The sequence below is a fragment of the Escherichia sp. MOD1-EC6819 genome, from assembly GCF_002965765.1.
Classification (GTDB): domain Bacteria; phylum Pseudomonadota; class Gammaproteobacteria; order Enterobacterales; family Enterobacteriaceae; genus Escherichia; species Escherichia ruysiae.
The window spans coordinates 131,298-143,628 of the sequence record NZ_PTRG01000012.1 but is presented as its reverse complement, the minus strand read 5'-3'; the positions used below and the strand labels follow the sequence as shown (position 1 = coordinate 143,628).

At 52.9% G+C, this 12,331-nt stretch carries 11 protein-coding genes; 9 read left to right on the top strand and 2 right to left on the bottom strand.

Features of this window, described 5'->3' with window-relative positions:
* The first annotated feature begins 251 nt into the window (after positions 1–251).
* From ompC to mqo, 6 genes are all read left to right on the top strand, one after another.
* A complete protein-coding gene (gene ompC, locus A7Z06_RS18015; RefSeq protein ID WP_000865604.1) occupies positions 252–1,358 on the top strand; it encodes a porin OmpC in 1,107 nt (368 codons plus the stop codon).
* Between the two features lie 111 nt (positions 1,359–1,469).
* Positions 1,470–2,525, top strand: coding sequence for an FAD:protein FMN transferase ApbE (apbE, locus tag A7Z06_RS18010; RefSeq protein ID WP_000405667.1), 1,056 nt, complete (start codon positions 1,470–1,472; stop codon positions 2,523–2,525).
* A 73-nt stretch (positions 2,526–2,598) separates the two neighbouring features.
* Positions 2,599–3,663, top strand: a complete 1,065-nt coding sequence (gene ada, locus A7Z06_RS18005) for a bifunctional DNA-binding transcriptional regulator/O6-methylguanine-DNA methyltransferase Ada (protein WP_000786436.1) — start codon at positions 2,599–2,601, stop codon at positions 3,661–3,663.
* The gene (gene alkB / locus A7Z06_RS18000; RefSeq protein ID WP_000884981.1) at positions 3,663–4,313 is read left to right on the top strand and encodes a DNA oxidative demethylase AlkB; all 651 of its coding nucleotides are present in this window, start codon (positions 3,663–3,665) and stop codon (positions 4,311–4,313) included. Before ada ends, alkB begins: the two co-directional genes overlap by 1 nt.
* Before the next feature lie 75 nt (positions 4,314–4,388).
* The gene (gene yojI, locus A7Z06_RS17995; RefSeq protein ID WP_000422208.1) at positions 4,389–6,032 is read left to right on the top strand and encodes a microcin J25 efflux ABC transporter YojI; all 1,644 of its coding nucleotides are present in this window, start codon (positions 4,389–4,391) and stop codon (positions 6,030–6,032) included.
* A gap of 217 nt (positions 6,033–6,249) precedes the next feature.
* The gene (gene mqo, locus A7Z06_RS17990) at positions 6,250–7,896 is read left to right on the top strand and encodes a malate dehydrogenase (quinone) (protein WP_105279522.1); all 1,647 of its coding nucleotides are present in this window, start codon (positions 6,250–6,252) and stop codon (positions 7,894–7,896) included.
* 308 nt (positions 7,897–8,204) lie between these two features.
* On the opposite strand, the gene eco is transcribed toward mqo, so the two are convergent.
* Together eco and A7Z06_RS21830 are read right to left on the bottom strand one after the other, a co-directional pair.
* Positions 8,205–8,693, bottom strand: a complete 489-nt coding sequence (gene eco, locus A7Z06_RS17985; protein ID WP_000849222.1) for a serine protease inhibitor ecotin — start codon at positions 8,691–8,693, stop codon at positions 8,205–8,207.
* 132 nt (positions 8,694–8,825) lie between these two features.
* A complete protein-coding gene (locus A7Z06_RS21830) occupies positions 8,826–8,990 on the bottom strand; it encodes a hypothetical protein (RefSeq protein WP_021551082.1) in 165 nt (54 codons plus the stop codon).
* Between the two features lie 108 nt (positions 8,991–9,098).
* Between A7Z06_RS21830 and napF the strand changes: the two genes are divergently transcribed.
* From napF to napA, 3 genes are read left to right on the top strand one after another with little or no spacing between them, the layout of a single operon-like run.
* On the top strand, positions 9,099–9,593 hold the full coding sequence (gene napF / locus A7Z06_RS17975) for a ferredoxin-type protein NapF (protein ID WP_000686720.1): 495 nt from the start codon (positions 9,099–9,101) through the stop codon (positions 9,591–9,593).
* Positions 9,583–9,846, top strand: a complete 264-nt coding sequence (napD, locus tag A7Z06_RS17970; protein ID WP_000557378.1) for a chaperone NapD — start codon at positions 9,583–9,585, stop codon at positions 9,844–9,846. Before napF ends, napD begins: the two co-directional genes overlap by 11 nt.
* Positions 9,843–12,329 (top strand): periplasmic nitrate reductase subunit alpha, encoded by a 2,487-nt coding sequence (gene napA, locus A7Z06_RS17965; RefSeq protein WP_000778064.1) that lies wholly within the window; start codon positions 9,843–9,845, stop codon positions 12,327–12,329. Before napD ends, napA begins: the two co-directional genes overlap by 4 nt.
* The last annotated feature ends 2 nt before the right edge of the window (positions 12,330–12,331 follow it).

Genomic DNA, 12,331 nt, shown 5'->3' with positions numbered 1-12,331 from the left:
CTTGAATTATTATTGCTTGATGTTAGGTGCTTATTTCGCCAATCATCAAGAATCTTAAAAAGTTCCATCATATTTACATTTTGAAACATCTATAGCGACAAATGAAACATCTTAAAAGTTTTAGTATCATATTCGTGTTGGATTATTCTGCATTTTTGGGGAGAATGGACTTGCCGACTGATTAATGAGGGTTAATCAGTATGCAGTGGCATAAAAAAGCAAATAAAGGCATATAACAGAGGGTTAATAACATGAAAGTTAAAGTACTGTCCCTCCTGGTCCCAGCTCTGCTGGTAGCAGGCGCAGCAAACGCTGCTGAAGTTTACAACAAAGACGGCAACAAATTAGATCTGTACGGTAAAGTAGACGGCCTGCACTATTTCTCTGACAACAAGTCAGAAGACGGCGACCAGACCTATGTACGTCTTGGTTTCAAAGGCGAAACTCAGGTTACTGACCAGCTGACCGGTTACGGCCAGTGGGAATATCAGATCCAGGGCAATACCTCTGAAGACAACAAAGAAAACTCCTGGACCCGTGTGGCATTCGCTGGTCTGAAATTCCAGGACGTTGGTTCTTTCGACTACGGTCGTAACTACGGCGTTGTTTACGACGTAACTTCCTGGACCGACGTACTGCCAGAATTTGGTGGCGACACTTACGGTTCTGACAACTTCATGCAGCAGCGTGGTAACGGCTTCGCGACCTACCGTAACACCGACTTCTTCGGTCTGGTTGACGGTCTGAACTTTGCTGTTCAGTACCAGGGTAAAAACGGTAGCGTAAGCGGCGAAGGCATGACCAACAACGGTCGTGGTGCTCTGCGTCAGAACGGCGACGGCGTTGGCGGTTCTGTTACTTATGATTACGAAGGCTTCGGTATCGGTGCTGCAGTTTCCAGCTCCAAACGTACCTGGGATCAGAACAACCTGGGCTTCATCGGTACTGGCGACCGTGCTGAAACCTACACCGGTGGTCTGAAATACGACGCTAACAACATCTACCTGGCTGCTCAGTACACCCAGACCTACAACGCGACTCGCGTAGGTACCCTGGGTTGGGCGAACAAAGCACAGAACTTCGAAGCTGTTGCTCAGTATCAGTTCGACTTCGGTCTGCGTCCGTCTGTAGCATACCTGCAGTCTAAAGGTAAAAACCTGGGTGTCGTTGCTGGTCGTAACTACGACGACGAAGATATCCTGAAATATGTTGATGTTGGTGCTACCTACTACTTCAACAAAAACATGTCCACCTACGTTGACTACAAAATCAACCTGCTGGACGACAACCAGTTCACCCGCGCTGCAGGCATCAACACTGATGATATCGTAGCTCTGGGTCTGGTTTACCAGTTCTAATCTCGATTTATATCGAACAAAGGGCCTGCGGGCCCTTTTTTCATTGTTTTCAGCGTACAAACGCAGTTTTTTGGTGTACTCTTGCGACCGTTCGCATGAGGATAATCACGTATGGAAATAAGATTTACCCGCGTGGCATTGCTGGCTGCCGCGCTCTTCTTTGTTGGTTGCGATCAAAAAACACAACCCGCCAAATCCCACGCTACTGAAGTTACCGTTCTTGAAGGCAAAACGATGGGAACCTTCTGGCGTGCCAGCATCCCTGGCATTGACGCCAAACGCAGTGCTGAACTTAAAGAGAAGATTCAGACCCAGCTGGACGCCGACGATCAGCTGCTTTCGACCTATAAAAAAGACTCCGCGCTGATGCGCTTTAACGACTCGAAAAGTTTGTCGCCGTGGCCGGTAAGTGAAGCGATGGCCGATATCATCACCACCTCGCTGCGCATTGGCGCCAAAACCGATGGCGCGATGGATATTACTGTCGGGCCGCTGGTGAATCTGTGGGGCTTTGGCCCGGAACAACAGCCAGTACAAATCCCGAACCAGGAACAGATCGACGCGATGAAAGCCAAAACAGGTTTGCAGCACCTGACGGTCATTAATCAGTCGCATCAGCAATATCTGCAAAAAGATCTGCCGGATTTATATGTCGATCTCTCCACCGTCGGCGAAGGTTATGCGGCAGATCATCTGGCACGCTTAATGGAGCAGGAAGGTATTTCCCGCTATCTGGTGTCGGTGGGGGGCGCGCTGAACAGCCGTGGCATGAACGGCGAAGGGCAGCCGTGGCGGGTGGCGATCCAAAAACCGACCGATAAAGAGAACGCGGTTCAGGCCGTGGTGGATATCAACGGTCACGGGATTAGCACCTCCGGCAGCTATCGCAACTATTACGAACTGGACGGCAAACGCCTTTCCCATGTTATCGATCCGCAAACCGGGCGTCCCATTGAGCACAATCTGGTCTCCGTGACGGTGATTGCCCCGACGGCGCTGGAAGCCGACGCCTGGGATACAGGTTTGATGGTGCTCGGGCCGGAGAAAGCCAAAGAAGTCGTTCGTCGGGAAGGGCTGGCGGTCTATATGATCACCAAAGAGGGCGATAGCTTTAAAACCTGGATGTCGCCGCAGTTTAAAAGCTTCCTTATTAGCGAAAAAAATTAAAGCGCAAGATTGTTGGTTTTTGCGCGATGGTGACCGGGCAGACTAAAGGCTATCCTTAACCAGGGAGCTGATGATGAAAAACGCCACACGCTTAACTGATGATCAACGCTGGCAATCTGTCTTAGCCCGCGACCCGAACGCCGACGGCGAATTTGTCTTCGCCGTGCGCACCACGGGCATCTTTTGCCGTCCGTCTTGCCGCGCCAGACATGCCTTGCGGGAAAACGTTTCTTTCTATACGGATGCCAGCGAGGCGCTTGCCGCTGGCTTTCGCCCCTGCAAACGTTGTCAGCCAGACAAAGCCAATCCCCAGCAACATCGCCTTGATAAAATTACCCACGCCTGCCGACTGCTGGAACAGGAAACGCCTGTAACGCTGGAAGCCTTAGCCGACCAGGTGGCGATGAGTCCGTTCCATTTGCATCGATTGTTTAAAGCGACGACTGGAATGACGCCTAAAGCCTGGCAACAGGCCTGGCGCGCTCGTCGTTTACGGGAATCTCTGGCAAAAGGGGAAAGCGTGACTCAGGCGATTCTCAATGCCGGATTCCCCGACGGCAGCAGTTACTACCGTAAAGCCGATGAAACGCTGGGCATGACGGCTAAACAGTTTCGTCACGGTGGCGAAAGCCTGGCTGTGCGTTATGCGCTGGCTGATTGTAAGCTGGGTCGTTGCCTGGTGGCAGAAAGCGAGCGGGGGATTTGCGCGATATTACTGGGTGATGATGACGCGACATTAATCAGTGAACTGCGGCAGATGTTTCCCGCTGCCGACAACGCACCCGCTGACCCGACGTTTCAGCAACGCCTACGCGAAGTGATCGCCAGCCTCAATCAGCGCGATACGCCGCTGACGTTGCCGCTGGATATTCGCGGCACCGCTTTTCAACAGCAAGTCTGGCAGGCGCTGCGTACCATTCCTTGCGGTGAAACTGTGAGTTATCAGCAACTGGCAAACACCATCGGCAAACCGAAAGCGGTACGTGCCGTGGCAAGTGCCTGCGCCGCCAATAAGTTAGCGATCGTTATACCTTGTCATCGGGTGGTACGTGGTGATGGCACACTTTCCGGTTACCGCTGGGGTGTTTCGCGTAAAGCACAGTTGCTACGCCGTGAAGCTGAAAACGAGGAAAAATAATGTTGGATCTGTTTGCTGACGCTGAACCGTGGCAAGAACCCCTGGCACCTGGCGCGGTGATCCTGCGCCGTTTTGCCTTTAATACTGCGGAGCAACTGATGCAGGGAATCAGCAATGTCGCCCGCCAGTCACCGTTTCGCCAGATGGTCACACCCGGCGGATATACCATGTCGGTGGCGATGACCAACTGCGGGCGTCTGGGCTGGACCACCAATCGGCAGGGTTATCTCTATTCGCCCATTGATCCGCAAACAAATAAACCGTGGCCCGCCATGCCGCAGAGTTTTCATAATTTATGTCAACGTGCGGCTACGGCGGCGGGCTATCCAGATTTCCAGCCAGATGCTTGTCTTATCAACCGCTATGCCCCTGGCGCGAAACTGTCGTTACATCAGGATAAAGACGAACCGGATCTGCGCGCACCGATTGTTTCTGTTTCTCTGGGCTTACCCGCGATTTTTCAATTTGGTGGCCTCAAACGTAATGATCCGTTAAAACGACTGTTGCTGGAGCATGGCGACGTGGTGGTTTGGGGCGGTGAATCGCGGCTGTTTTATCACGGCATTCAACCACTCAAAGCGGGCTTTCATCCACTCACCGCCGACTGCCGCTACAATCTGACATTCCGTCAGGCAGGTAAAAAAGAATAAAAATAAGAATTATTATTGCTGTGAGCGCGGAGATGTTTAAACTGCGGGCTGTAATTCATTGTCCGGGTTTTCTGCATGGAACTTCTTGTACTTGTCTGGCGGCAGTATCGCTGGCCATTTATCAGTGTGATGGCGCTAAGCCTCGCCAGTGCGGCATTAGGCATTGGCTTAATTGCTTTTATCAATCAGCGCCTTATCGAAACGGCGGATACCAGTCTGCTGGTGTTGCCGGAGTTTCTGGGGTTATTGCTGCTGTTGATGGCCGTCACTCTCGGATCGCAACTGGCGCTCACCACTTTGGGGCATCACTTCGTTTACCGACTGCGTAGTGAATTTATCAAGCGGATTCTCGATACTCACGTCGAGCGCATTGAACAACTCGGTAGCGCCTCGTTGTTGGCGGGGTTAACCAGCGATGTGCGCAATATCACCATTGCTTTTGTGCGTCTGCCGGAACTGGTGCAGGGGATCATCCTCACTATCGGTTCCGCGGCGTATTTGTGGATGCTGTCGGGTAAAATGTTGCTGGTAACGGCTATCTGGATGGCAGTCACCATTTGGGGCGGTTTTGTGCTGGTGGCGCGGGTGTACAAACATATGGCGACCCTGCGTGAAACCGAAGACAAGCTGTACACGGATTTTCAAACCGTACTCGAAGGGCGCAAAGAGCTGACTCTGAACCGTGAACGCGCCGAGTATGTGTTTAACAACCTCTACATTCCTGATGCGCAAGAGTATCGCCATCATATTATTCGCGCAGACACCTTCCATCTTAGTGCCGTGAACTGGTCAAACATCATGATGCTGGGCGCAATCGGCCTGGTGTTCTGGATGGCGAACAGTCTCGGTTGGGCTGATACCAACGTTGCCGCGACCTATTCGTTGACGCTGTTATTCCTGCGTACGCCGCTGCTTTCGGCGGTTGGCGCATTGCCGACGCTGCTGACGGCGCAGGTGGCGTTTAACAAGCTGAACAAATTCGCGCTCGCGCCTTTCAAAGCAGAGTTTCCGCGCCCGCAGGCGTTTCCCAACTGGCAAACGCTGGAGCTGCGTAACGTGACGTTTGCTTATCAGGATAACGCGTTTTCCGTTGGGCCGATTAACCTCACCATCAAACGTGGTGAACTGCTGTTTCTGATTGGTGGCAACGGTAGCGGAAAATCGACGCTGGCGATGTTGCTGACGGGCTTGTATCAGCCACAAAGCGGCGAAATCTTGCTGGATGGCAAACCTGTCAGCGGCGAACAACCGGAAGATTATCGCAAACTGTTTTCGGCAGTGTTTACCGATGTCTGGCTGTTTGATCAACTGCTGGGGCCGGAGGGTAAACCCGCTAACCCGCAACTGGTTGAGAAGTGGCTGGCGCAGCTGAAAATGGCTCATAAGCTTGAGTTAAGCAACGGGCGTATTGTTAACCTGAAGTTATCAAAAGGGCAGAAAAAACGCGTGGCGCTGTTGCTGGCGCTGGCAGAAGAACGCGATATTATCCTGCTGGATGAATGGGCGGCGGATCAGGACCCACACTTCCGTCGTGAGTTTTATCAGGTGCTGCTGCCGCTAATGCAGGAGATGGGTAAAACGATTTTCGCCATCAGTCATGATGATCATTACTTTATCCACGCTGACCGCCTGCTGGAGATGCGCAACGGGCAACTTAGCGAACTGACGGGCGAAGAGCGCGATGCTGCTTCGCGTGATGCCGTTGCCCGGACGGCATAATATTTCGACGCTGACCTGGCGGACTGCTGCCGCCAGGTCAATATTCTAAAAATCCCTTCGTTTCTAATAACCCTATAATTAATCAACGAAATTATAATGTTTCTAAAATTAGAATATAATTTATAAACATTATTTAAATGTTGTTACTTAAGTGTTACCGTTGATGCCGCGCAAATCTCACCTGCAATAAAGCGACTAAAAGTAAGGCATTAACAAGATGAAAAAAGTGACTGCCATGCTCTTCTCGATGGCCGTGGGGCTTAATGCCGTTTCGATGGCGGCAAAAGCGAAAGCGTCCGAGGAGCAGGAAACTGATGTACTGTTGATTGGCGGCGGCATTATGAGCGCCACATTGGGGACTTATTTACGCGAGCTGGAGCCAGAGTGGTCGATGACCATGGTAGAGCGCCTGGAGGGTGTCGCGCAGGAGAGTTCGAACGGCTGGAACAACGCCGGAACGGGGCATTCTGCGCTGATGGAACTCAATTACACCCCGCAAAACGCCGATGGCAGCATCAGTATTGAAAAAGCAGTCGCCATTAATGAAGCATTCCAGATTTCCCGCCAGTTCTGGGCGCACCAGGTCGAGCGCGGCGTGCTGCGTACTCCGCGTTCATTTATCAATACCGTTCCGCACATGAGCTTTGTCTGGGGCGAAGATAACGTCAATTTCCTGCGTGCCCGCTATGCGGCATTGCAACAAAGTTCGCTGTTTCGCGGTATGCGTTACTCTGAAGATCACGCGCAAATCAAAGAGTGGGCTCCGTTAGTGATGGAAGGGCGCGATCCGCAGCAGAAAGTGGCGGCTACACGCACAGAAATCGGCACTGATGTGAACTACGGCGAGATCACCCGCCAGTTAATTGCTTCCTTGCAGAAGAAATCTAACTTCTCGCTGCAACTCAGCAGTGAAGTCCGCGCCCTCAAACGTAATGACGATAACACCTGGACCGTCACCGTTGCCGATCTGAAAAATGGCACTGCACAGAACATCCGCGCGAAATTTGTCTTTATCGGCGCGGGCGGTGCGGCGCTGAAGCTGTTACAGGAATCGGGTATTCCGGAAGCGAAAGACTACGCTGGTTTCCCGGTTGGTGGGCAGTTCCTTGTTTCGGAAAACCCGGACGTGGTTAACCATCATCTGGCGAAGGTCTATGGGAAAGCCTCCGTTGGCGCACCGCCAATGTCGGTTCCGCATATCGATACCCGTGTGCTGGACGGTAAACGCGTAGTGCTGTTTGGGCCATTTGCCACCTTCTCAACCAAATTCCTCAAAAACGGTTCACTGTGGGATCTGATGAGTTCCACCACCACCTCTAACGTGATGCCGATGATGCACGTCGGGCTGGATAATTTCGATCTGGTGAAATATCTGGTAAGTCAGGTGATGTTGAGTGAAGAGGATCGTTTTGAAGCGTTGAAAGAGTACTATCCGCAGGCGAAAAAAGGGGACTGGCGTTTGTGGCAAGCAGGACAGCGTGTGCAGATTATCAAACGCGATGCCGATAAAGGCGGCGTACTGCGTCTGGGGACAGAAGTGGTCAGCGACCAGCAAGGAACCATTGCCGCGCTGTTGGGGGCATCTCCGGGGGCGTCAACCGCCGCGCCGATTATGTTGAATTTGCTGGAAAAAGTATTTGGCGATCGCGTTTCCAGCCCGCAATGGCAGGCAACGTTGAAAGCGATCGTTCCGTCTTATGGCCGTAAGCTGAACGGCGATGTGGCGGCAACAGAACGCGAGTTGCAGTACACCAGCGAAGTGCTGGGGCTGAAATACGATAAGCCGCAGGCGGCAGACAGTACGCCGAAACCGCAGTTGAAACCGCAACCCGTTCAAAAAGAAGTGGCGGATATTGCGTTGTAATGGTGCGCCGCATCCGGCATTGAGTGTCGGATGCGGCGTAACCGCCTTATCCGACCTACGGGGTGCCGCATTTCACAGCAGCGTAGGCCTGATAAGACGCGCAGCGTCGCATCAGGCAACCGACTCCGGGCGCTAGATGTCGGATGCGGCGTAACCGCCTTATCCGACCTACGGGGTGCCGCATTTCACAGTAGCGTAGGCCTGATAAGACGCGTCAGCGTCGCATCAGGCAACCGGCTCGTGCGCCAGATGTCGGATGCGGCGTGACCGCCTTATCCGACATACGGAGTGCAGCACTTCACAGCAGTTTAGCGAACTACCGCGTTGTCAATTTTCTCTTCCGCCTTCCAGACCCGGTACTTCACATCCACATTGTCTGGCGTATACACCACGATCGGCAGCTTACTGTTGTAACGCAGCATTCCAGCATCGCCCAGATACGCGGTGACAAATTTCTTCTCTTTCTTGCCATCCGGGCAGGCCATCATCGTCGAAACCGGGGAGCTTACTTTATCAAAGACATAATAATCATAGCCCCAGCCTTCCAGCGTTTTGCTTTCCAGCTTCCCGCCGAGACGATGCAAATTGCAATCGACTTCCAGCGTCTGACCGATTAACAGTTCTACTTTCAGGGTAGATTCATCTTCTTGCGGAGTTAACTGAATCACCTGACGCTTCATGCCTTTTTCAGCTTGTGGATAAGGCGCTACTTTCTCCAGTGGCTGGACACTCTCTGCCGCCCATGCGGAGGTGGTAGCGAAAGCGGCAAACAATACTGCAGGTAGAATGGTCTTCATTTTTGCTTTCCTTCTTCATTTATAGGTTTTCACCGATGATGTCGCTGAAGGTTAACATATTCATCAGATTTATTAATTTGCTTTATGAATAACCTAAAGAATATTCAGACAATTTTACCTGCCCTTTTAGTGTTAAATTCTGATGAATGGCGAAGCCTGGAGAAATATTTCTGGTGAATTAATCGCTATATAAATATGTTTATAACCATTTGAAATGTGAGCAAAAGCCCGTTTTTGCCACTCTTCCCACCACTCTTTTGATCCTGCTACAGGTTTTACCCCGATCGGGGTATGCATCTTTGACACATCCTTTAATATCTTAGCGGCTATAAAAATGGCTTATTAATTATGCGGTTTATTTGGTCGCTCTCAGTTTTCAGAGCGCGTTAATGATGGAAGGTCAATGTGAAGATTGATGCATCCCGTCGGGGCATACTCACTGGTCGCTGGCGCAAAGCCAGTAACGGTATCCGTCCGCCCTGGTCCGGTGATGAATCTCATTTTCTGACCCATTGCACCCGCTGCGACGCCTGTATTAATGCTTGTGAAAACAACATTCTGCAACGCGGCGCGGGCGGCTATCCGAGCGTTAATTTCAAAAATAACGAGTGCAGCTTCTGTTACGCCTGCGCGCAGGCTTGCCCCGAATCGCTATTTTCTCCGCGCCACACCAGGGCCTGGGATTTGCTGTTCACCATCGGGGAGGCGTGCCTGGCGTATCAGTCAGTTGAATGCCGCCGCTGTCAGGATAGCTGTGAGCCAATGGCAATTATCTTTCGCCCGACGCTCTCCGGGATCTACCAGCCGCAACTTAATAGCCAACTTTGCAACGGATGTGGAGCATGTGCAGCCAGCTGTCCGGTATCAGCCATAACTGCGGAGTATCTCCATGCACACTAACTGGCAAGTTTGCAGCCTGGTCGTGCAGGCCAAAAGCGAACGAATTTCAGACATCAGCACCCAACTGAACGCCTTTCCCGGCTGTGAAGTTGCTGTCAGCGACGCGCCGAGCGGTCAGTTGATTGTGGTGGTGGAAGCAGAAGACAGCGAAACGCTGATCCAAACCATTGAGTCAGTACGCAACGTAGAGGGCGTGCTGGCGGTGTCGCTGGTTTATCACCAGCAGGAAGAGCAAGGTGAGGAAACACCATGAAACTCAGTCGTCGTAGCTTTATGAAAGCTAACGCCGTTGCGGCCGCTGCGGCGGCTGCCGGTCTCAGCGTGCCGGGCGTTGCCCGCGCCGTTGTTGGTCAGCAGGAAGCCATTAAATGGGATAAAGCGCCGTGCCGTTTCTGCGGTACTGGTTGCGGCGTTCTGGTCGGAACGCAGCAGGGGCGTGTGGTGGCCTGTCAGGGCGACCCGGACGCACCGGTTAACCGTGGTCTGAACTGCATTAAGGGCTATTTCCTGCCCAAAATCATGTACGGTAAAGACCGTTTGACGCAGCCGCTTCTGCGTATGAAAAACGGTAAATATGACAAAGAAGGCGAATTTACCCCAATCACCTGGGATCAGGCCTTCGATGTGATGGAAGAGAAATTCAAAACCGCCCTGAAAGAAAAAGGGCCGGAATCGATCGGTATGTTCGGTTCTGGTCAGTGGACTATCTGGGAAGGTTATGCCGCGTCCAAGCTGTTCAAAGCGGGCTTCCGTTCGAACAACATCGACCCGAACGCGCGTCACTGTATGGCGTCGGCGGTGGTTGGCTTTATGCGTACCTTTGGTATGGATGAGCCGATGGGCTGCTATGACGACATCGAGCAGGCTGACGCGTTTGTGCTGTGGGGCGCAAACATGGCGGAGATGCACCCGATCCTCTGGTCGCGCATCACTAACCGTCGTCTCTCTAACCAGAACGTCACCGTGGCGGTGCTTTCTACCTACCAGCATCGTAGCTTCGAACTGGCGGATAACGGCATCATCTTTACGCCACAGTCTGACCTGGTGATCCTGAACTACATCGCCAACTATATCATTCAAAACAATGCGATAAATCAGGACTTCTTCAGCAAACACGTTAATCTGCGTAAAGGGGCGACGGACATCGGCTACGGTTTACGTCCGACCCATCCGCTGGAAAAAGCAGCGAAGAATCCAGGTTCTGACGCCTCCGAACCGATGAGCTTTGAAGATTACAAAGCCTTCGTTGCTGAGTATACGCTGGAAAAAACTGCCGAAATGACCGGCGTGCCGAAAGATCAGTTAGAACAACTGGCGCAGCTGTATGCCGATCCGAACAAGAAAGTCATCTCCTACTGGACGATGGGCTTCAACCAGCATACTCGTGGCGTGTGGGCCAACAACCTGGTCTACAACCTGCACCTGCTGACCGGAAAAATTTCCCAGCCGGGTTGCGGTCCGTTCTCCCTGACCGGGCAGCCTTCCGCGTGCGGTACTGCGCGTGAAGTGGGCACCTTTGCTCACCGTCTGCCTGCGGACATGGTGGTGACTAACGAGAAACACCGTGATATCTGCGAGAAGAAGTGGAATATCCCGAGCGGCACCATTCCGGCGAAAATCGGTCTGCACGCGGTGGCACAAGACCGTGCGCTGAAAGACGGCAAGCTGAATGTTTACTGGACCATGTGTACCAACAACATGCAGGCCGGGCCGAACATTAATGAAGAGCGTATGCCGGGCTGGCGCGATCCGCGCAACTTCATCATCGTCTCCGATCCGTATCCGACAGTCAGTGCGCTGGCAGCGGACTTGATCCTGCCGACCGCAATGTGGGTAGAGAAAGAGGGCGCTTACGGTAATGCCGAACGCCGTACTCAGTTCTGGCGTCAGCAGGTACAGGCCCCGGGCGAAGCGAAATCGGATCTCTGGCAGTTAGTCCAGTTCTCCCGCCGCTTCAAAACAGAAGAAGTATGGCCGGAAGAGCTGCTGGCGAAGAAACCGGAACTGCGTGGCAAAACGCTGTACGAAGTTCTGTATGCCACCCCCGAAGTGAGCAAATTCCCGCTATCCGAACTGGCGGAAGATCAGCTGAACGATGAATCCCGCGAGCTGGGCTTCTATCTGCAAAAAGGGCTGTTCGAAGAGTACGCATGGTTTGGTCGCGGTCACGGTCACGATCTGGCACCGTTCGATGACTACCACAAAGCGCGCGGTCTGCGCTGGCCGGTGGTGAACGGTAAAGAAACGCAGTGGCGTTACAGCGAAGGTAACGACCCGTACGTGAAAGCGGGCGAAGGCTATAAGTTCTACGGTAAACCGGATGGCAAAGCGGTGATCTTCGCACTGCCGTTCGAACCGGCGGCGGAAGCACCGGATGAAGAGTACGATCTGTGGCTCTCTACCGGACGCGTCCTGGAGCACTGGCACACCGGCAGTATGACTCGCCGTGTGCCGGAACTGCACCGTGCCTTCCCGGAAGCGGTCCTGTTTATTCACCCGTTGGATGCGAAAGCGCGCGATCTGCGCCGTGGCGACAAAGTGAAAGTGGTTTCTCGCCGTGGCGAAGTGATCTCGATTGTTGAAACGCGCGGTCGTAACCGTCCGCCGCAGGGCCTGGTGTACATGCCGTTCTTCGACGCCGCACAGCTGGTTAACAAACTGACGCTGGATGCGACCGATCCGCTCTCGAAAGAGACGGACTTCAAGAAGTGCGCGGTCAAACTGGAGAAGGTGTAAGC

What these genes read in the sequence shown, in the direction of transcription:
- alkB (WP_000884981.1), top strand. Translation starts at nt 3,663, where the DNA reads ATGTTGGATCTGTTTGCTGACGCTGAACCGTGGCAAGAACCCCTGGCA.
- yojI (WP_000422208.1), top strand. Translation starts at nt 4,389, where the DNA reads ATGGAACTTCTTGTACTTGTCTGGCGGCAGTATCGCTGGCCATTTATC.
- mqo (WP_105279522.1), top strand. Translation starts at nt 6,250, where the DNA reads ATGAAAAAAGTGACTGCCATGCTCTTCTCGATGGCCGTGGGGCTTAAT.
- eco (WP_000849222.1), bottom strand. Translation starts at nt 8,693, where the DNA reads ATGAAGACCATTCTACCTGCAGTATTGTTTGCCGCTTTCGCTACCACC.
- apbE (WP_000405667.1), top strand. Translation starts at nt 1,470, where the DNA reads ATGGAAATAAGATTTACCCGCGTGGCATTGCTGGCTGCCGCGCTCTTC.
- ada (WP_000786436.1), top strand. Translation starts at nt 2,599, where the DNA reads ATGAAAAACGCCACACGCTTAACTGATGATCAACGCTGGCAATCTGTC.
- napD (WP_000557378.1), top strand. Translation starts at nt 9,583, where the DNA reads ATGCACACTAACTGGCAAGTTTGCAGCCTGGTCGTGCAGGCCAAAAGC.
- napA (WP_000778064.1), top strand. Translation starts at nt 9,843, where the DNA reads ATGAAACTCAGTCGTCGTAGCTTTATGAAAGCTAACGCCGTTGCGGCC.
- ompC (WP_000865604.1), top strand. Translation starts at nt 252, where the DNA reads ATGAAAGTTAAAGTACTGTCCCTCCTGGTCCCAGCTCTGCTGGTAGCA.
- A7Z06_RS21830 (WP_021551082.1), bottom strand. Translation starts at nt 8,990, where the DNA reads ATGCATACCCCGATCGGGGTAAAACCTGTAGCAGGATCAAAAGAGTGG.